Source organism: Microbacterium sp. F01 (genome assembly GCF_056156365.1).
The window spans coordinates 2,915,619-2,934,420 of the sequence record NZ_CM149592.1; the positions used below are offsets into that span (position 1 = coordinate 2,915,619).

The 18,802-nt window shown below is 68.9% G+C and carries 17 protein-coding genes and 1 pseudogene; 9 read left to right on the forward strand and 9 right to left on the reverse strand.

Translation table 11 applies throughout. From position 1 onward, the window contains the following. Window positions 1–402 precede the first annotated feature (402 nt). On the reverse strand, window positions 403–1,077 hold the full coding sequence (locus ACVN90_RS13385) for a cation diffusion facilitator family transporter (protein WP_475098726.1): 675 nt from the start codon (window positions 1,075–1,077) through the stop codon (window positions 403–405). Continuing rightward, window positions 1,074–1,403, reverse strand: a complete 330-nt coding sequence (locus ACVN90_RS13390; protein WP_475098727.1) for an ArsR/SmtB family transcription factor — start codon at window positions 1,401–1,403, stop codon at window positions 1,074–1,076. Before ACVN90_RS13390 ends, ACVN90_RS13385 begins: the two co-directional genes overlap by 4 nt. A 298-nt stretch (window positions 1,404–1,701) precedes the next feature. Between ACVN90_RS13390 and ACVN90_RS13395 the strand changes: the two genes are divergently transcribed. The 7 genes from ACVN90_RS13395 to ACVN90_RS13425 all read left to right on the forward strand — a co-directional run bounded on the left by ACVN90_RS13395 (window position 1,702) and on the right by ACVN90_RS13425 (window position 10,898). Continuing rightward, complete coding sequence (locus ACVN90_RS13395; protein ID WP_475098728.1) at window positions 1,702–3,126, forward strand: FAD-binding oxidoreductase; 1,425 nt, start codon at window positions 1,702–1,704, stop codon at window positions 3,124–3,126. A gap of 77 nt (window positions 3,127–3,203) precedes the next feature. Next, a complete protein-coding gene (locus ACVN90_RS13400) occupies window positions 3,204–4,865 on the forward strand; it encodes an ABC transporter substrate-binding protein (protein ID WP_475098729.1) in 1,662 nt (553 codons plus the stop codon). A 69-nt stretch (window positions 4,866–4,934) separates the two neighbouring features. Then, complete coding sequence (locus tag ACVN90_RS13405) at window positions 4,935–5,957, forward strand: ABC transporter permease (RefSeq protein WP_475098730.1); 1,023 nt, start codon at window positions 4,935–4,937, stop codon at window positions 5,955–5,957. Beyond that, entirely contained in the window at window positions 5,954–6,799 is an 846-nt protein-coding gene (locus tag ACVN90_RS13410) for an ABC transporter permease (protein ID WP_475098731.1), read from the forward strand. The genes ACVN90_RS13405 and ACVN90_RS13410 overlap by 4 nt, the downstream gene beginning before the upstream one ends. Before the next feature lie 22 nt (window positions 6,800–6,821). Beyond that, window positions 6,822–8,447 carry a dipeptide ABC transporter ATP-binding protein gene (locus ACVN90_RS13415; RefSeq protein ID WP_475098732.1) on the forward strand — a complete coding sequence of 542 codons (1,626 nt, stop codon included), beginning with the start codon at window positions 6,822–6,824 and terminating at the stop codon, window positions 8,445–8,447. A 16-nt stretch (window positions 8,448–8,463) separates the two neighbouring features. Next, a complete protein-coding gene (locus tag ACVN90_RS13420) occupies window positions 8,464–9,669 on the forward strand; it encodes an aminotransferase-like domain-containing protein (RefSeq protein ID WP_475098733.1) in 1,206 nt (401 codons plus the stop codon). Between the two features lie 347 nt (window positions 9,670–10,016). Continuing rightward, window positions 10,017–10,898, forward strand: coding sequence for an aldo/keto reductase (locus ACVN90_RS13425; RefSeq protein ID WP_475098734.1), 882 nt, complete (start codon window positions 10,017–10,019; stop codon window positions 10,896–10,898). Between the two features lie 276 nt (window positions 10,899–11,174). Here the strand turns inward: ACVN90_RS13425 and ACVN90_RS13430 are convergent, their stop codons facing one another. The 3 genes from ACVN90_RS13430 to ACVN90_RS13440 all read right to left on the reverse strand — a co-directional run bounded on the left by ACVN90_RS13430 (window position 11,175) and on the right by ACVN90_RS13440 (window position 13,464). Then, entirely contained in the window at window positions 11,175–11,468 is a 294-nt protein-coding gene (locus ACVN90_RS13430; RefSeq protein ID WP_475098735.1) for a hypothetical protein, read from the reverse strand. An 89-nt stretch (window positions 11,469–11,557) separates the two neighbouring features. Then, a complete protein-coding gene (locus tag ACVN90_RS13435) occupies window positions 11,558–11,977 on the reverse strand; it encodes a GNAT family N-acetyltransferase (RefSeq protein ID WP_475098736.1) in 420 nt (139 codons plus the stop codon). Between the two features lie 56 nt (window positions 11,978–12,033). Then, window positions 12,034–13,464 carry a cytochrome P450 gene (locus ACVN90_RS13440; protein WP_475098737.1) on the reverse strand — a complete coding sequence of 477 codons (1,431 nt, stop codon included), beginning with the start codon at window positions 13,462–13,464 and terminating at the stop codon, window positions 12,034–12,036. 92 nt (window positions 13,465–13,556) lie between these two features. Between ACVN90_RS13440 and ACVN90_RS13445 the strand changes: the two are divergent. Then, a pseudogene (locus tag ACVN90_RS13445) lies at window positions 13,557–13,661 on the forward strand (SRPBCC family protein); the annotation flags it as partial. Window positions 13,662–13,674: 13 nt separating this feature from the next. On the opposite strand, the gene ACVN90_RS13450 reads toward ACVN90_RS13445, so the two are convergent. The 4 genes from ACVN90_RS13450 to ACVN90_RS13465 form a co-directional block, all read right to left on the reverse strand. Next, window positions 13,675–14,391, reverse strand: a complete 717-nt coding sequence (locus ACVN90_RS13450; protein ID WP_475098738.1) for a glycosyltransferase family 2 protein — start codon at window positions 14,389–14,391, stop codon at window positions 13,675–13,677. Then, on the reverse strand, window positions 14,388–15,770 hold the full coding sequence (locus tag ACVN90_RS13455; RefSeq protein ID WP_475098739.1) for a PIG-L family deacetylase: 1,383 nt from the start codon (window positions 15,768–15,770) through the stop codon (window positions 14,388–14,390). The genes ACVN90_RS13450 and ACVN90_RS13455 overlap by 4 nt, the downstream gene beginning before the upstream one ends. Beyond that, complete coding sequence (locus tag ACVN90_RS13460) at window positions 15,767–16,855, reverse strand: acyl-CoA dehydrogenase family protein (protein ID WP_475098740.1); 1,089 nt, start codon at window positions 16,853–16,855, stop codon at window positions 15,767–15,769. Before ACVN90_RS13460 ends, ACVN90_RS13455 begins: the two co-directional genes overlap by 4 nt. A gap of 183 nt (window positions 16,856–17,038) precedes the next feature. Continuing rightward, window positions 17,039–17,260, reverse strand: coding sequence for a hypothetical protein (locus ACVN90_RS13465; protein ID WP_475098741.1), 222 nt, complete (start codon window positions 17,258–17,260; stop codon window positions 17,039–17,041). Between the two features lie 86 nt (window positions 17,261–17,346). Between ACVN90_RS13465 and ACVN90_RS13470 the strand changes: the two genes are divergently transcribed. Beyond that, window positions 17,347–18,780, forward strand: coding sequence for an AAA family ATPase (locus ACVN90_RS13470; RefSeq protein WP_475098742.1), 1,434 nt, complete (start codon window positions 17,347–17,349; stop codon window positions 18,778–18,780). Window positions 18,781–18,802: the final 22 nt, after the last annotated feature.

Sequence of the window (18,802 nt, forward strand, 5' to 3'; positions counted from 1 at the left end):
ACAACGTGTCTTGGGCGGTCGCGCGATGTCGCTGACGATCACGAAGATCCGCGTGATTCCGCGGTTCTTGCCGGTTTGGGTCTGATTGAGCATTATGCTCAGTCGTGTTCGAGTCCCTCCAGGGGAACCCTGCTCTTTTTTAGCTTCTGACCTGGTGTTTAGCTCGGTACCCTGAGTCCCCGAACGGGCCATTTATCTAATGTTTGCCTGTTTAGGTTGTTGATGCCTTTTCGTGCGAGCGGCCTGAGGGGTAGTGGCCTGCCGCGTCCGGCATGACGTATTTGCCCCGTCGGCCTCGAGGAGCTCGAAGAGCGGTTGGCCAACTTCCGCAGCCGGCAACTCGGACGATTGAACCCGCCCGGCTCGCGCGGGTCCCTTCACGAGCGTTGGCTGCTGACCTGACTATTGGTGCTGGTGCCCGCCAGTGTGGTTGGCGTCGTCTTCGATGAGCATTCCGATTGAGGTGGCGCAGGCATCGCCGCGCCAAGCTTCTATGCCCTCTCGGATGGCGAAGACAGCTATCACGAGCCCGGCGATGGGGTCTGCCCACCACCAGCCGAGAAGGCTGTTGAGGACGAGCCCGACGAGGACCGCGGCCGAGAGGTAGGTGCAGATCAAAGTCTGCTTGGAGTCGGCGACCGCGGTTGCGGAGCCGAGTTCACGGCCTGCGCGTCGTTCCGCGTACGACAGGAACGGCATGATCAGAACACTCAGCGCCGTGATGGCGATCCCGAGCGGGCTGTGCTCCACGTCGGACGATGTCAGCAGGGTCATGATCGACGTGACGGTGACGTATGCAGCGAGGGCGAAGAACGCGACGGCGATGACCCGGAGAGTGGGCTGCTCCCAGCGGTCGGGGTCGCGGCGGGTGAACTGCCACGCGACCGCCGCTGCCGACAGCACCTCGATGGTCGAATCCAGACCGAACGCGATGAGCGCTCCGGAGGACGCGATCGTTCCGGCGGTGATCGCAACGATCGCTTCGACGATGTTGTAGGCGATCGTCGCGGTGACGATCCATCGGATGCGGCGCCGCAGCGTCTCGGCCCGCTCGCTGCCGAGTGTCCCGGCGCTCACGCGCACCTGCAGGTGTCACTGTCGCAGCAGGTCGGGTCGACGAGCAGGACGACCTGCAGGAGCTCGTTGAGCGCGGCCACCAGGTGGGGGTCGGTGAGCTGATATGACGACCGTCGCCCCTCGGGGATGGCCTCGACGAGCCCGCAGCCGCGTAAGCATGCGAGCTGGTTCGACATCACCTGGCGGGAGACCCCAAGGTTGTCGGCAAGGTCGGACGGGTACGCCGACCCGTCACGAAGGGCGAGAAGGATGCCGACCCTGGTCGGATCCGACACCGCATGCCCGAACCTGGCCAGCGCGGTGGAGTGAGTCAAGGTCGCGGTCACGCAGATGACACTACAGGTAGTGCTGAATTAACAAAACCATGTATCGAGCGACCTATCGCATGGTCGCGTTCGCGCAGGCGGTGCCGCTCTCGCCCACGATGATCTGGCAGAAGACGGCCCGGGGTTCAGCTGAACCGGGTCCAAGAACATGTCGTCGCGTGACGCTGTGCGACGAGCCGTGACCCACTCGGACGCCGGGTGACACGGGGCAGCGCGTGAGGGCGGGCACTTTCCCTACCGTCTGGGGAAGCCGCGGAGGGGTACCTGCTCCGCTCCAAGACCCTGCGAAAGGCGCCCCATGGCTGCTCCTGCTCCCGTCAGCGAACCCACCACGCGCATCAGCGCGCTCGCCGACGTGCTCGACGATCTCGGGACGAGGTTCCCGCACATCCAGGTGCTCGCCCCTTCTGCCGAGACGATCGCCTACCTGGACGACGCTGCGACTCGGCGGGCACGCGGGGAGGCAGCATCCGGTCCCGCCGTCGCTCTGCCGGCCACCGCCGAGGAGGTGCAGGAGGTGGTCCGCGCCGCTACCCGCCATGGCGTGACGATCGTGCCGCGCGGCGCGGGAACGGGTCTTTCCGGGGGCGCCTCGGCCACCGCCGCACAGCTGGTGGTCTCGACGGAGCGGCTCGATCGCATCCTGGAGGTCGCCCCGCTCGACGAGGTCGCGGTCGTCGAACCGGGCGTGCTCAACGCCGCACTCAACGAGCATCTCGCTGCGTGGGGCCTGTTCTATGCGCCGGACCCCGCGAGCTACGAGATCTCGACGATCGGCGGCAACATCGCCACCAACGCCGGAGGGCTGCGCTGCGCGAAGTACGGCGTGACGCGCGAGTCGGTGCTCGCCCTCGACGTGGTGCTCGCCGACGGCGAGCTCATCACGGTCGGCCACCGGTCGATCAAGGGCGTCACCGGACTCGACCTGGTCTCGCTGTTCGTCGGCTCGGAGGGGGTGCTCGGAATCGTCGTGCGCGCGACAGTCCGGCTGCGCCCCCTCCCGGTCGCCCGCCGAACGGTGTCGGCGTTCTTCGACACGACCGCGGCCGGGGCATCCGCCCTGTCCGCCATCACGCGCAGTCCGGTGCGTCCCGCAGTCGTCGAGTTCCTCGACGGCCGCACGCTGGCGAACATCGATACACACCGGGGCACAGACCTCAGCACCCGTGGCGGATCGCTCCTGCTCATCGAACTCGACGGGTATGGGATCGAAGAGCAGTTTGCCGACCTCCGTGACGCCCTCGAGGCCGTCGGTGGTCGTGTCACGCAGGAGACGGATGCTGCGGGCCAGGCGCTGTGGGCACTCCGCCGGGGTGGGCGCGGCTTCGACGAGCGCTCGTGGTTCGCCGGCGGCGACATCGCGGTGCCGAAGTCGCGGATCCCCGACGTCTACGCAGCGCTGCCGGAGCTCGAGGAGCGCTTCGGGGTCGAGATCGGGGCGGTCGCGCACGCGGGCGACGGCAACCTCCATCCCGTCATCACCAAGCCCATTCCCGAAGGTGCCGACCCGCTCGTCCCGCCGGCCGAGCTCCACGACGCGTCCGACGAGCTCGCCCGCCTCGCGCTGTCGCTCGGCGGCACGGTCAGCGGCGAGCACGGCATCGGGACCGTCAAGCGGGACCTCGCGGCGCTCGAGCTCTCGCCTCGCAGCCGCGAAGCCCAGCTCGCCGTCAAGGCCGCCTTCGACCCGTTCGAGCTGCTCAACCCCGGCAAGGCCCTCTGAACCTCGGGGCCACCGGCCCCGGATACGTCGGCAACCGCACTCCCGCCGACCCGCACCCCTCACAGCAAGGAAACACCATGACCACCCGCACCCGACACCCATTGCGACGAATCGCCCTCGTCGCCACCACGGCGCTCGCCACCGTCGCCCTCCTCGCCGGCTGCGCCGGCGGCACCGCCCCGCAGGCGAGCGCCGGCTCGGACGAGCCGAAGGAGGGCGGCGACCTCACCTTCCTCATCGACTCGCTCGGCGCCACGTGGATCCCCAACTCCAGCTCGATCTCGAGCTACCAGGGTCACGTCTGGGGACACCTGACCGACAAGCTCATCTACGTCGACGGCGACGGCGAACTCAGCCCCTGGGTCGCCGAGAGCTGGGAGCAGAACGACGCGGCGACGGAGTTCACGATCCACCTGAAGGACGGTGTCACCTTCTCCGACGGGGCGCCCGTCGACGCCGAGGCGGTCGTCGCGAACATCGACATCTGGGCGAAGGGCGCCCCCGATAAGGGGATCGCCCGCGTCGGGCTGTTCCCGTCCGCGAACTACGTGGGCGCCGAGGCGGTCGACGACGCGACGGTGAAGGTGACGTTCTCGAAGGCGACGCTGAGCTTCATCCCGACGCTCGCGTACCACGGCTCGATCCTCATCTCGCCGGCGACACTGGCGCTCCCGGCGGAAGAGCAGGCGGACCTGTCGAATGACATCGGCAGCGGCCCATTCGTCGTCGAGTCGTGGAAGGAGGGCGACAGCGTCGTCCTGAAGAAGCGCGAGGACTACGACTGGGGTCCCGAGGCGCTCGGGCACGACGGCCCGGCCTACCTCGACACGATCACGTACAAGATCGTGGCCGAGCCGACGCTGCGCACGGGGTCGGTCCAGTCCGGACAGGCGGATGTCGCGTACAACGCGTCGCCGCAGGAGCTCGACGCACTGAAGGACGAGGGCTTCGAGGTCGCTGTGCCGCGCTACCTCGGCTTCGTCAACGGCTACGCCCTCAACACCACCGCGGCGCCGTTCGGCGAGGAGGCGGTGCGCCAGGCGTTCACGCACGGCATCGACCGCGACGAGATCCTCTCCACCGTCTACACCGAGGACTGGTTCGCCGCCGAGTCCTTCGTGCAGAGCAACGTGCCCGAGGCCACCGACCACACCGACGCGTTCGCGTACGACCCCGACGCCGCCGAGCAGCTGCTGGAGGACGCCGGCTGGGTGGAAGGCACCGACGGCGTCCGTGAGAAGGACGGGCAGCAGCTCGCACTGACGCTCTACCCGAACCCGTACCTCGCCACCTCGAAGGCGATCGACGAGCTCGTCGCGCAGCAGCTCGCCGAGATCGGCTTCGCGGTCGACATCGAGGCGTATGACGTCGTCACCTATGGCGAGAAGGTCATCGGCAACAAGACGCTGCAGGCCACCGAGATCACCCGCAGCTTCGTCGACATCGGCACCATCCCCGGTGTGCTGACGGCGAGCAACCCGGGCGACGAGGACTGGTTCAAGGTCGGCACGAGCGACGAGACCCTGAACGACCTCGCCGCGCAGCTCGCCTCCGCGACCGATCGCGAGTCCCGTGAGCCGGTGTTCGACGAGCTGCAGCAGTACGTCCTCGAGAAGGGCTACTTCGCGCCGATCACCCAGATCGTGCAGCGCGTCTACGTGCAGTCGCCCGAGGTGAAGGACGTCACCTACAACGGCCTCGCCTACGCGAACTACTTCACCGCCTGGCTCGACCGCTGACCCGTCGGGGCGCCGCCTCCTCCGCGGGCGCGGCGCCCCGGCATCCGTTCCGATCCCGAGGATGCAGAGATGAAATCCCCCTACGCGCGGTTCGCGCTTTCGCGCACAGCGCAGGCGATCGTCGTGGTGCTGCTCGCCTATGTCTTCACGTTCTTCGTGATCAGCGTGCTGCCCGGCGACCCCGTGTCGAGCACGCTGAAGAATCCCGACAACGGGTTCACGCAAGAGGACATCGACCGCATCATCGCCTACTACGGGCTCGACGAGCCGCTGCTGACACAGCTGTGGACCTCGCTCACGCGGTTCCTCACCGGCGACTTCGGCATCTCGCTGCGCTCCAATCTCCCGGTGGGCCAGCTCATCGCCGAGGCGCTGCCGTCCACTCTCATCCTCGCGTCGACGGCACTGGTCGTCGCGATCATCCTGGCGGCGCTCATTGCGTGGGGCACCCAGGTGCTGCCCGCGAAGTACGGACAGGGCCTGCTCCGGGCGCTCCCGTCGCTGTTCCTGTCGGTGCCGAACTTCGTCATCGGCCTCCTGCTGATCCAGGTGTTCGCGTTCGGCCTCGGCCTGTTCCGCATCATCGACGCCGAGAGTCCCTGGTCCACCTTCTTCGCGGCGATCGCCCTCGGCATTCCCGTGTCGGCCCAGCTGGCCGAGGTGCTCATCGCCAACCTCGACCACGAGTCGCGCCAGGAGTATGTCGCCGTCGCCCGTTCGCAGGGGCTGCGCCGCACGCGCCTGTTCACGCGGCACCTGGTGAAGCCGTCGGCGCTGCCGACGATCACCGTGCTGGCGCTCATCGTCGGCGAGCTGCTCGGCGGCTCGCTCATCACCGAGACCATCTTCGGCCGCACCGGCATCGGCACCCTCGTGCAGCGCGCCGTCGCCAGCCAGGATCTGCCGGTGCTGCAGGCCGTCGTCTCGCTCGCTGCCGTCGTCTTCGTGGTCGTGAACCTCATCGCCGACCTCGCCTACCCCCTGCTCGACCCGCGCGTGAGCCTCGAGCGGACACTCCGCTCGCGTGACGCCTCCCCCGTCGCCGAGCAGCCGATCCGGACCCCGCTCCAGGAGGAGGTGAGCGTCATATGACCGGCGCCACCCTCGCGATCCGCCGTCCCGTCACCGCCGGCCGTGCCCTCGCGGCGGTCGTGCCGCCGACCGTCGTCGCATCGTTCATCGCATTGGCCGTCGTGCTCGCCTGGGCGAGCATCCCCACCCTGTTCACTTCGTACGACCCGGCCGTCGGTGTCCCCGCCGACAAGTTCCTGCCCCCGAGCCTCGAGCACCTGTTCGGCACCGACCAGCTGGGCCGCGACCAGTTCGCACGCGTGGTGTTCGGCACCCAGTCCTCCGTGCTGAGCGCCCTCGTCGCCGTCGGGATCGGGGTGGTCGTCGGCGGCGCGATCGGCCTGGTCGCCGGCTTCTTCGCGGGGTGGACGGACGTCGCGCTCGCGCGCGTCGTGGACGTGCTGCTCGCCATCCCGAGCTTCCTCCTCGCCGTCGTCATCGTGAGCTCGCTCGGCTTCCAGACGATCAACGCCGCGATCGCGACCGGCGTCTCGGCCGTCGCCGTGTTCGCCCGCGTGATGAGGTCGGAAGTCATCAAGACCAGACGCGCGGTCTTCGTCGAGGCATCCGCCCTCCAAGGCGGCTCGCGCGGCCACATCCTGTTCCGGCACGTGCTGCCGAACGCGTCCCGCTCGGTGCTGACCCTCGCTGTGCTGCAGTTCGGGATGTCGATCCTCGTCATCGCGGGGCTCGCCTTCCTCGGCTACGGCGACCCGCCCCCGGCGTCGGACTGGGGACTGCTCATCTCGTCGGGCAAGGACTACCCACGCGCTCCGTGGCTCGTGCTCTATCCCGCGCTCGTCACCGTCGCGACCGTCCTCTCCATCAACCGCATCAGCCGCTGGCTGCGCAAGACCTCCTGACCGGCAGACAGAAGGATCGCTCATGACCTCCCCCGACCTCCTCCGCGTCGACCGCCTGTCGGTCTCGTACGGACCGACCCCTGTCGTCTTCGACGCGGAGTTCAGCCTCGCCCGCGGCGAAAGCCTCGCGCTCATCGGCGAGTCTGGATCGGGCAAGTCCACGATCGCCCGCTCGATCCTGCGCCTGCTGCCCGATGGCGCTCGCGCGCAGGGCACCGTGGAGTTCCAGGGCACCGAGACACTGTCGCTGCCGGAGCGACGGTTCCGCCCGCTGCGCGGCCGGCAGATCGGCTTCGTCCCGCAGGACCCCGCGAACGCGCTCAACCCCGTCCGTCGCATCGGCACGCAGGCCCACGAAGCCGCAGCGCTCGTCGAGCCACGCGACGCGAAAGCCCGCCGGCTGCTCATCCTCGACACGTTCGAGAAGGTCGGGCTTCCCGATCCGCAGCGGGTCTACGACTCGTACCCCCATCAACTGTCGGGTGGCATGCTCCAGCGGGTGCTCATCGGGCTGGCGCTGATTCCGGCGCCCGCGCTCATCGTGGCCGACGAGCCGACGAGCGCGCTCGACGTCACGATCCAGAAGCGCATCCTCGATCTGCTGACCCAGCTGCAGACCGAGCGCGGGATCGGCCTGCTGCTCATCACGCACGACCTCGCGATCGCCGGGGAGCGCACCGACCGCATCGTGGTCCTGAAGGACGGACGGGTGCAGGATGCCGGGACCACCGGTGACGTGTTCGCTCAACCGGGATCGGACTACACGGTTCGACTGCAGGCGGACGCGCCGGCCCTCAACCCCGAGCGATACGCCGCGCTGCGCGCGGACCGGCTCCCCGTCGTCGGCGCACCGCTGCGGATCGAGGTGTCAGGCCTGACAAAGACGTTCTCCGCCGACGGGAGCGCGGTGAAGGCGCTCGACGACGTCTCGTTCTCGGTGCCGGCCGGCACGACCCATGCCCTCGTCGGCGAGTCGGGCTCGGGCAAGACGACGGCGCTGCGGACGCTTCTCGGCCTCGAGCATCCGGATGCCGGCACACTCCTCGTCGACGGCGAGTCGGTCGTCGGCCGTAGCGCGGACGCGGTACGCGGCATCCGTCGTCATCTCCAGCTCGTGTACCAGAACCCGTTCACCTCGCTCGACCCGTCGTGGCGCGTCGGCGCCATCGTGCGCGAGCCGCTCGAACGGTACGGCGTCGGCGCGCGCCGCGAGCGTGCGGCCCGCGTGGCCGAGACCCTGGCGGCTGTCGGCCTCACGCCCGCCCATGCCCGCCGCCGGCCCGCGGAGCTGTCGGGAGGTCAGCGGCAGCGCGTCGCGATCGCTCGGGCCCTCGTGCTCGAGCCCGATGTCATCGTGCTCGATGAACCCACCAGCGCCCTCGACGTCAGCGTGCAGGCCGACATCATCGAGGTGCTCCTGAAGCTCCAGGCCGAGCGTGGTCTCACTTACCTGTTCGTCTCGCACGATCTCGCGCTCGTCCGCCAGGTCGCCGATACGGTCTCGGTGCTGCAGAACGGCAGGGTCGTCGAGAGCGGGCCGGTCGTGCGCGTGTTCTCCGACCCGCAGCACGACTACACGACGTCGCTCCTGTCGGCGATCCCGTGCCCCGGATCACGCATCCCCACCGAACTCGCCCGCACCGCCTGAGAACTGGAGTCCCCCGATGACCCTCGACACCCTCCCCGCCCTCGCCCGACGCACCGCCCTGGTATCGGCGTTCACCGTTCCGAAGGGCTTCGGCGACCAGACGCTGCGCGAACGCCGGGCCGACGCGATCGAGCTGCTCGGCGGCATCCCCGATCCCTCCGTGCTTCCCGCGCGCGAACTGGCCGAGGCTGCAGCCCGGGTACTCGCGCAGCCGGGCCTGCCGGCGTTGCAGTATTCGCGCACCGAAGGCATTCCCGCGCTGCGGGAGTGGATCGCGGCGCGCGAGGGTGTACCGGTCTCGCGCATCGTGGTGACCAACGGCGGCTTCCACGGGCTCGCGCTCGCCATTCACACGACCGTCGAACGAGGCGATCTCGTCGCCGTCGACAACCCGATCTTCCCGCTCTTCCTGCGGGGCCTCGAGCTCTCGGCGGCACACACCCTGCCCGTGCGGGTGGGCGCGCACGGTCTCGACGTCGACGAGCTCGGCGCGCTCCTGCGGGACGGAGCGCGTCCGGCGGCGCTCTACACCGTCCCGGACTTCCACAACCCGACGCAGGGATCCCTGCCGCTCGAAGGCCGGCGCGAGCTGGTGCGGCTCGCCGAGCACTACGGGTTCGTCGTGTTCGCCGACAACCCCTACCGCGAGCTGCGATTCGCCGGTCCCGCGGCCGAGGAGGAGCCGTTCAACCACTCCGAGCACGTCATCCACGTCAACACCTTCACGAAGACGCTCGGACCCGGACTGCGCCTGGGCTGGCTCGTGCTGCCCGAGCGGCTGGCGCCCGACGTCATCGCGCTGCGCAGCCGCCAGGACTCCCATTCGTCGACCTTCGTGCAAGCCGTCGTCGCCGACCTGCTGACCCAGGACCCCGGCTTGTTCGACGCGACCCTCGACCGGGCGCGAGCGCTCTACGCGTCGCGCGCGCGGACGCTGGCCGAGGCGATCGAGCGCGAAGCGCCCGGTGCGTTCGAGGTCGCGGTTCCGGAAGGCGGCCTGTTCCTCTGGCCGCGTCTGCGCGATGCCGACGTCGACCCCGATCGGCTGGCCGACGACGCGAGCGCCGAGGGCGTGGAGTACCAGCGCGGCTCGTTCTTCCCCTCCGGACCAGGAACGGACGCCGCACGCCACCTGCGGCTCGCCTTCGGCGACACCCACGAGGACCGCCTCGCCGAAGCCGCCGCACGACTCGGTCGCGCGCTCCGGAGGCAGCGCGGCTGACGCTTGGCTCACAGAATCCGCGTCCCCCGGTCTAACTGGACCATCGGGCGATCCTCATCCGGGCGTTTGACGCGTGAGGGAGTCGGTGTGCATCCCTGCGAGTTAGATGGGGTGCATGCATCCGTATGCCCGATCCCGTGAGCTGGTCAGTCGCAGCTCTCCTGGCGGATTGCGCGTGCGCCGCTGATGGCGAAGGCCGCGGAGCGCGCGGCTATGGCGGTGACGTCGTGGGTGGTGGAAGTCATGTCCTCCATCTGATGCCTCGCCGTTCGTGCGAGCCAGTTACGGCTTATCCGTGTAACGGCAGTCACTCCCTCAGGTCGGCGTGCCGTTCTAGCGTCGATGTCATGACGAACCACCTGACCCTGAACAACGGTGTCGAGATGCCCGCGCTGGGCTTCGGCGTCTTCCAGACTCCGCCCGCCGAGACCGCCGCGGCTGTGGCCTCTGCGCTCGAGACCGGGTACCGGCTCATCGACACCGCCGCTGCCTACGCGAACGAGCGCGGCGTCGGCGACGCCCTCCGCGCCTCCGGAATCGACCGCGACGACGTCTTCCTCGAGTCGAAGGTGTGGATCTCGGACTACGGGTACGACGAGACCCTCCACGCGTACGAGAAGAGCGCGCGCAAGCTGCGGGTCGACGTCATCGACCTGTTCATCCTGCACCAGGCGCTTCCCGGCGAGTTCGACAAGACGATCGCCGCGTACAAGGCGCTGGAGCAGCTGCTCGCCGACGGCACGGTGCGCGCCATCGGCGTCAGCAACTTCATGGTCGACCACCTCGAACGGCTGCTCACAGAGACGACCGTCGTTCCGGCGGTGAACCAGATCGAGGTCCACCCGTACTTCCAGCAGAATGACGTGCAGGCCTTCGGCGCCGAGCATGGCATCCTCACGCAGGCCTGGTCCCCCATCGGCGGCATCACCTCCTATCGCGGCGACGACGCCACGAGCACCTTCAACGACCCGGTCATCCTCGACATCGCGGGAGCACACGGTAAGACCGCGGCTCAGGTGATGCTGCGCTGGCACATCCAGAACGGCGTCCAGGCCATCCCGAAGTCCGTCAAGCCGGCACGAATCGCCGAGAACTTCGACGTCTTCGACTTCGAACTCACCGCCGACGAGATCGCCCGCATCGATGCCCTCGACACCGGCGTGCGCGGTGGCCCCGAGCCCGAAGCGATCACCCTCGAAGCCTTCGGACGCGACATCCCCGAGGACTGAGCCACGCGGCGAGGGGCCGGTGGCCCCTCGCCACGTCACAGACGGAGAGCACCAGGAGGAATAGCGTGCCTACACGTTGATGTGTACGAGTCCGCGATCATCGCGAGGGTTGCCCCTGGTTCTCCGAGCTGGATGATGCCGATCTCTCGGCGCTGGCACGGCTGCTGGGCAAGCTCCGTATCAACGACGAGTAGCCGACGGGCCGCATCGTGTCGACTGCCTGTTCGTCTCCGCGCAACTTCCTGGGCCGATCCGCCTGTCGCCGGTTGCTTTGCGTCAGTTGTCGACTTTCTCGTCTTCCTCCGGCTCGAACGTCGAGTGCACGCCGGTGTGTCCGGCGGCGACGCCGTTCGGATCGTTCGGGATCGTGCCGTCCTGACCGAGCCCGCCGGGCTTGGGTTCTCCGTCGACGTCGTCAGCGTGCGTGCTGTTCGCGGGCGGCCCGGTGCCGTCGTCCGGCGTGTCGTGCCCGGTCTCGGCGTCGGCACCCAGCGGCATTTCGATATCCGGGCCTTCGTAACCGTCGTCGTCGCCACTCTCATCCGAGACGGACGGTTTGTGACTCGCCATGCCGTGCTCCTCTCGATTCAGACAGCATCCTTCCTGGCATCGAGAGTCCGCAGGGGCTTGACACAATCGCCCGACTGCACCACGGGCCGTTAGAGCCGCTTGCGCAGGAAGACTTGCGCCGTGCCGTCCCCTTGGTCCACCCGGTCGCTTTGCCGGTATCCCACGTCCTCGTAGAGGCGGCGGTTCGCGTCGCTCCATGAGTCGGTGAACAGTTCGGCATCACGGCATCCCCGAGATCTCGCGCGGTCTTCAACTGCAGCCAGCAGCGCCCGGCCGATACCCTCGCCCTGCAGGTCCGGGGCGATCGCAATGCGCCCGACCAACAGCAGGTCTCCATCGGCCGCCGCTCGCACCGCGCCGACGACGCGCTGCCCGAGGACCGCAACGAGACCGAGGTTGTCGACCAACTCCGCTTCGAGCTCCGCGAGCGTCTGTGTGAGGGCGGGCATCCGGGGATCCCCGTAGATCAGCGCCTCCTGCACGAACGCGGCGCGTTGAATCGTGAGCACCTCCCCCGCGTCCGCGACGCGGATGGGCCGGATGGAAACCTCGACGTCACCTGGTCTCACAGCGCACCGCGCTCGGTCGTGGAGTCGCTGCGTTGCCGCGTGCTCGTGGCAGTCCGTCCAAAGTGGAGGGGACACCCCATCGGTGATTCTGCAGGCTGGATGCGCCCGCCGGAGCGCGGCTTGGTGGGCAATCGTCGGGGATTCACCCCCAGTCCGCTGCTCGAGATCGAGATCCGGGGGTCGCTGAGCACGGCTACCGCGGTGGCGAGTCCGACGATCGCGAGCTTTTCTCCCGGGCAGCGGTGCCCGGTACGGACGTCGGCACCACCGTGCGGGATGAACGCGGTGAGCGCTTCGTAGTCGTCCACAGCCCGGAACCGCTCCGGATCGAATTGCGCCGCGTGGTCCCAGGACTGCTCGTCGAGGTTCGTACCGAGGATGTCGAGGACGACCCGCCCGCCTTTCGGCAGCGTCCTGCCCTCCATCTCGACATCTCGCAGTGCCCACCCGGGCAGCATCGGCACGAACGGGGCTGTGCGGCGGATCTCCTGCGCGAACATCGTCGCGATCGATCCGCCGGCCAGTGAACCGCGTTCGGAGACCTCGGCCGCGATGAGCGCCCGCCACACGGGGCGATCGTGGAGTTCCTTCGCCGCGAACGCGACGAACCGCGCGACCGCGATCATCGGTCGCATACTGTTCTGCAGCTCCACCCCGGCCACTCGCGACGGCAGGAGATCCCCGTTCGCATCGCGATGCCACGCCCACGCGAACAGCGCCGTCTCCTCCGAGGGCGACAGCCTGCCTGAACGGGTGGCGTCGATGAGTCGCACGGCGTGCCGATCCGACCACCCGCGGTTCACCATCGCCAGCGGGAAGGCAGGCGAGTAGGGCGCACCGAATCCGTCAACGATCTGAGCGAGTCGCCGCGCCCACCGCGTCTGCGCGTCACTCGTACCGGGCACGCCCGCCCACCGCATGATCGCTCGGCCGAATGCACCCACCGCTGCGTCGTACGCACTGTGGCGCCCGCCCCGCACCCAGTAGTCCAGCTCGCGTTGCCATTCCCGTTCGAGCAACGGCACCAGACGTTCCACCTGCGCGTCGTCGTATGCCACATCGACGAATGTGGCCTTGCGGTGTCGGTGCTCGTCGCCGTCGAGGCTGTGCACAGAGTGGTGGCCGAACAGCGTCTCCTGCACGATCGCCGGCATCGCCCCATGCCGTGCGATCCGGGTCTGGTCGTAGAACAGCGCCACACCCTCCACCCCGCGAACCAGCATCGCCTCGTCTCCGAGCAGTCGCATCGGTGCTGCGCGACCTCCGGGCGCGACGCGACGCCAGATGTGGGCGCCGAAGCCGTAACCGCGGGTCAGAAGCCCGATCGAGTCCTCGACCGGCCGCCGCCGGCGCGGCCGCCGAGTGCGCCGCGGCTCCGCAGGAAGCGACGCGTCGAGCCGCCGTGGTTCGGATTCCCGTGTGACCATGCCTCACGATCGCATCCGACCGAGGCTGTGTGCAGGGGGAAGCGGTTCACTTCGAACTGTGCTATCCGTCACCAGAGCTCTGCTCCCTGCTGGGCGCGGGCGGCCACGCGGTGAAGAAGGATCTGAAGAACTTCAAGGAGTTCATCGAAGCCCAAGGGAACGAGACCGGTGCCTGGCGAGGCGACGTCGACGCATAGTCGAGGCTTCCGATCACTCGGTCGCGTCGGCGGCGAGCTCCGCCACTTGTCGTCGCAGGAATCCCGCATACCCGCCCGGCGTGCGACCAGTGAGGCGGCCAGACGTGATGACCTCGCCGTCGTCGCTGGCCACGACGACAGCGCCCATGCTGCGGCAACGGGCGACCAGGTCGACGTCCTCGTGCTCACCGATCGGCGCGAATCCGCCCCCGGCGAGGTACGTGCTCGCTCTGATGCCGAGGTTGGCGCCATGCGTGTTGCCGTTCGGCTTTCCGCGGGTGTGCGTGCGTAACCACAGCGCCTGCTGCGCCGGCGACAGATCGAAGAAGTCAGGCCGGACTGTACCGAGGCAGACGTCGGCGATGCGGGAGATCGCTCGGAAATCGGTCAGCCACCATGCCGGGACCCGGGAGTCCGCATCGGTGTTCGCGATCCAGATGCGATCCACCGAGGCACGAGTGAGGGCGTCGAGGGCGTCGGAGACGCCGAGCGCACGGGCCGCTCCGACGCGTCCTGCCGTCGAGGTGAGCGTCGGGAAGTCGAAGGCCGCGGCGACCTCAGCGGATGCGTCGGTGCACGCGTCGAGCACGATGCGCACCTCCGACCGGATGCCCGCGCGGGTCGCCGTGTCCACGGCATCGACCAACGCTGACAGCGAGGCGGCGAGAAGGACTTCCTCGTCACGGACGGGGATGACGACCACCATGATGTCCGTCTGCGCGCGCCTCATGCGAGCCCTTCGCTCTCGGCGACGGACCGTGCAGGACGCCGGGCGAACACCTCGAGCACGAAGTCCTTCTCGACGTGCAGGCTGACGGTCTCCCAGCCGGGGACGGAACGGAGAGTCTCGTGGACCGCGTCGCCCGTCTGCGGGTACTCGGCAACCGCGTGACGCCAGTGGCAGGCGACGACACGGCCCTGCTCGGCGAGCGAGGCTTCGATGAGAAGGAGCGTGCGCTGAAGGTCGGGCGGCGAGAGGTAGTAGCCGACCTCCGAGAAGATGATGGTGTCGAAGCGGCCCTGAGGCCAGTCTCCGGGAATGCGGCCATGGCGCACCGACACCCGCTCGTCTGTGCCCAGGCGATCCCGGGCGGTCTCGACAGCGGCGGTTGCGGCATCCATCGCGATCACTTCGTCTGCGCGGGGCGCGAGTTGCGCGGTGAGCAGTCCTGTCGCGCAGCCGATCTCGAACACGGTTCCCAGAGCGTGCGTCGGCAGTGTCGCCAGCAGCAGCGCCCGTTTGCGCTGCTCGTACCACCGGGACTCGAATCCCCACGGGTCGACGCCGTTGCGGCGGTAGAACTCGTCGAACCAATGAGCGTCGAGGCTCTCCGCTTCTGCCTCCTCCGGTTGCGCGGCGAAGAAAACCTCGATGTCGCGGTGGAAGTGGTCCTGCATTCCAGGATGCAGCAGCACTTCGTCGCCGGGCTGGTCGGACAACGGCGCGATCTGGGTGACGTGGCACGCGAGGGCGTCCCGTTTGGTCTGCAGCTCGTCGTCAGTCAGCGGGAGCGCCACCACGCGATCCCACGGCAGGTCCTCGGGCGCCCCCCAGTGCCACGCCCACACCGGGTACTCCAGGAACGTGAACCGGCGATGGGAGGCGATCGCGCCCGTGACCTCAGCGACGATGCGGTGGTCGCGATGCCGGTCCCGTGACCACGGCGCCGCGACGAGCACGCGTCGCGGGTCGGCCGCGCGCAGGATGTCGAAGATCGCTCCGAGCCGCTCGCGGAGCTGACCCATGAAGTCATCGAGCCTTCCGTCGAGGAGACCGAGAAAGCGGACGTCCGCATCCGGCGCGAGGATGGCGATCGCTGCGCTGACTTCGTCTCGGCGCAGCCGAGCGAGCGTCGCCCGGTCGTGCGACGGTGAGTCGGGATGGGATGCTTCACCGTCGGTCGCGATCACGACCACCACACGGGCGCCGACGCGCGCCGCCCGCTGCAGCAGTCCGCCGGCGCCCAGAGTCTCGTCATCTGGGTGCGCCGCGACGACGACGAGCACCTCGAAAGTCGCCTCCAGCGGCCTCAGTGAGCGCCGGGCGAACTCGTCGCGCCACACCGTTTCGGGTGTCCCCGCGTCCAGATGGCTGAACGGGGTGCTCATCGCGACGCCTCGCTGTCGATCGCGAGCCGGCCCAGCCTCGCCGCGTCTCGCAACCCGTGGTGTTGCCGCAGGTACAGGTGCAGGTCGGCGACCCGGCGTGCATATGCGAGGTCGGTGACCAGCGGGCCGGGGCCGAGCGCCGCGTCCGCCTCGGTCAGGGTCGTGGTGGCGGCGAAGACGGCGGCGCCGCGAACACGCTCCGCCAAGAGCCTCGGCTCCAGCTCCGCATCGGCGTCGACGAGCTCGGCCGCCTCGCGCAGCACAGCGCGTGCCGACCAGAGCGCGGCGTCTGCGCGGCCGAGGTGCACCAGCGCGACCTGGTCGGCGCGCTCCGAAGACGCTGAGCTCGCGAGTGCGTCCCGGACGCCGAGCGCACCACCCCACCAGCACGCGGCGACCGACATGCCGCCCCACGCGAATCCGGGGCGCGAAAGGTACCACCCTGTCTCACCGACCGGCACGGCCGGCGCGCCGTCGAAATCGACAGGCGCGCTGACGACGTCGGGCAGACCTCGCGCCACCCACGGACCGTCGTGCGGACGAACCCCGGAACCCCGCAAGGCGACGGCGAACAGCCGCCGCTCGTCGCCGACGAACGCCGTCACCAGGGCATGAGAGAGCTGGGATGCGAGGGAGCACCAGGGTTTGGTTCCGGTCAGGGTCCAGCCGGCGGAGGTCACTTCGGCCGCCACCCTCAGCCCGGCGCCTTCCGCGGCGTAGACGCCCCACGACGAGGCCTCGTCCGCCCCGAGAACCGACAGATCCCAGGGGTCGACCCCCGAGGCGAGCTGGGTGCCGGACTGCTCGAGGATGCCGAGTGCGTCGAGATGCGGCTCGAGCACACGGGCGGCGGCGACATCATGCCGGGCGGTCGCAGCGAGAAGGTCCCACAGCGCCAAGGTGTCTCCCGTGCCGACGCGGGGCGCCGATCCTCCTGCGGCGACACACCACTCGATGGTGGCAGGGATGTCGTAGCCGAATCCATCGAGGGCCTCGGCATCGGCCAGCGGCGCCGCACACGCGACCTCGCGTGACCTCGTAGGAGAGAGGAGTGAGCGGGGCACGTGGCGGGTGGTGGTGGTCATCGCCGGCTCTGTTACGCGGGACGCCGAGGACCGCTCCTTCATCCGACTCACGATCGTCTCATCCTCCTCGCCCTCGATGACTCCGCCACGGGCGAGCGTAGATCGACGCCGACATCGCGTCGCGGGCCTTGACATCGCCCGAGATCGCATGCCAATGCGACAGGATCAGCCGGTGGACTCCTGTTACTCCGAGTTCCCCTTCTCTTCGATCCAATCGACGGCGTCGTCGGACAGATAGAACCCGTCGGGCCCTGACTCGCCGACCCACCAGACGCCGCTCGTGACGTCGCCGCCGGCCGCGATGATCTGGGCGAGCACGTCGGCTCGCACGGATTCTCCGTTGTGCGCGATGAGCCATTCCTTCGCACCCTCGTCGAGAGACTCCCACCATTCGATGCTGTCCATGCGAGAAGAGTCCCACTCCGCGATCGCCCGCGAAAGTGCGATCGCGAGGTGGTGTGCTGTCGCTGGTTCATGAGAGGTTCGGTGGCATGCTGCACGACGATGACCGCGACCTGATGCGGGCCGTTTCCGACTACCTTCACCGTGTCAATGAGCTGGCCGCCCGCGAGACGGTGGTGGCGCGCACCCCGCTCGGCGACCTCATCACCGAGCATCTCGAGACGGATGCCGAACGCGTCTCCGTCGTGCAGGAGCAGATCGCCGATCACCGCCTGGTCGACGCCGACATCGCGTTGGACGCCTTGTCGGCTGAAGGCGACGGTCGGCTCATCGGTGTGACCGGCGGCGACCAGAGGCACCATCAAGGCTTGTCGGAGTTCATCAGCAACGGTCATGCCCGGTATGACGTCGGCCCTGTCGACTACACCGAGCGAGCCACCGGTCCGGACTCGAGCACACGGGTTGTGTCCCTGGGAATCCGCCTCCTGCACTTCGAAGGCTCTCCTCTCGCGCTGGCTCAGCGCGCGGCGGCGCCGCAGTACGGCCGTCAGACCGCCCTCGTCGAGGTCATGGCCGCCGACCCCGCCCTGGTGACGCGGTTCCTCGAGGTGCTGCGGCGCACGATGGTGGAGCGCAGCGTGCTCCGAGGTCAGGTGCTCTCGTTCCAGCACACCGAGTTCGGGCGCGAGGCGGGTGCCACCTTCGTGCCGCGCCCCGCCGTCACGGCCGACGACATCGTGCTTCCTGACGGCGTGCTCGACGAGATCGTTCAGCACGTCGTGATCATCGGCACCCACCGCGAGGCGCTGCGGGGTGCAGGCCAGCATCTGAAGCGCGGCGTCCTCCTGTACGGACCACCGGGAACAGGCAAGACGCTCACGGTCCGGCATCTGCTCAGCGCGACGCCTGAGACGACGGCCGTCGTCCTCACCGGGTCGAGCATCCGATTCGTGAGCGCGGCCGCCGAGATCGCCCGCACCTTCCAGCCGGCGATCGTCATCCTCGAAGACATCGATCTGGTCGCGATGGAAAGGCACGCCTCGCCCCAACCCCTGCTGTTCGAGGTGCTCGACGCGCTCGATGGCCTCGACGGCGATGCCGACGTGGCGTTCGTCATGACCACCAACCGTGTCGAAGTGCTCGAGCGGGCGCTCGCCGAGCGTCCGGGTCGCGTCGATCTCGCCGTCGAGGTGCCGCTTCCCGCACTCACGGAGCGGCGGCGGCTGTTCCGCCGCTACGCCCACAACCTGCGGTACAGCGACGCTGCGCTGGAGGGCGCCGCCGCACAAGCCGAGGGCACCACGGGATCCTTCGCGAAGGAACTCATGCGGCGGACGGTCCTTCGAGCGGCCCGTGACGAGCGCGAGCCCGAGGACGCCGACCTCGCGGCCGAGCTCGACCGTCTGATGGATTCGCGCGAGCAGCTGACCCGGTCGATGCTCGGCTCCGCGCCGGACGCCTCGTCGTCCGCGCCGCCCAACGGGCACCACGCGGCGAGCTTCGGCTGGTTCGCCGGCCAGTAGTCGACACCCGGCGGACGCGGAG

Coding starts and splice junctions, on each gene's coding strand:
- ACVN90_RS13395 (WP_475098728.1), top strand. CDS start 1,702: ATGGCTGCTCCTGCTCCCGTCAGCGAACCCACCACGCGCATCAGCGCG.
- ACVN90_RS13400 (WP_475098729.1), top strand. CDS start 3,204: ATGACCACCCGCACCCGACACCCATTGCGACGAATCGCCCTCGTCGCC.
- ACVN90_RS13405 (WP_475098730.1), top strand. CDS start 4,935: ATGAAATCCCCCTACGCGCGGTTCGCGCTTTCGCGCACAGCGCAGGCG.
- ACVN90_RS13410 (WP_475098731.1), top strand. CDS start 5,954: ATGACCGGCGCCACCCTCGCGATCCGCCGTCCCGTCACCGCCGGCCGT.
- ACVN90_RS13415 (WP_475098732.1), top strand. CDS start 6,822: ATGACCTCCCCCGACCTCCTCCGCGTCGACCGCCTGTCGGTCTCGTAC.
- ACVN90_RS13420 (WP_475098733.1), top strand. CDS start 8,464: ATGACCCTCGACACCCTCCCCGCCCTCGCCCGACGCACCGCCCTGGTA.
- ACVN90_RS13425 (WP_475098734.1), top strand. CDS start 10,017: ATGACGAACCACCTGACCCTGAACAACGGTGTCGAGATGCCCGCGCTG.
- ACVN90_RS13430 (WP_475098735.1), bottom strand. CDS start 11,468: ATGGCGAGTCACAAACCGTCCGTCTCGGATGAGAGTGGCGACGACGAC.
- ACVN90_RS13440 (WP_475098737.1), bottom strand. CDS start 13,464: ATGGTCACACGGGAATCCGAACCACGGCGGCTCGACGCGTCGCTTCCT.
- ACVN90_RS13450 (WP_475098738.1), bottom strand. CDS start 14,391: ATGAGGCGCGCGCAGACGGACATCATGGTGGTCGTCATCCCCGTCCGT.
- ACVN90_RS13455 (WP_475098739.1), bottom strand. CDS start 15,770: ATGAGCACCCCGTTCAGCCATCTGGACGCGGGGACACCCGAAACGGTG.
- ACVN90_RS13460 (WP_475098740.1), bottom strand. CDS start 16,855: ATGACCACCACCACCCGCCACGTGCCCCGCTCACTCCTCTCTCCTACG.
- ACVN90_RS13465 (WP_475098741.1), bottom strand. CDS start 17,260: ATGGACAGCATCGAATGGTGGGAGTCTCTCGACGAGGGTGCGAAGGAA.
- ACVN90_RS13470 (WP_475098742.1), top strand. CDS start 17,347: ATGCTGCACGACGATGACCGCGACCTGATGCGGGCCGTTTCCGACTAC.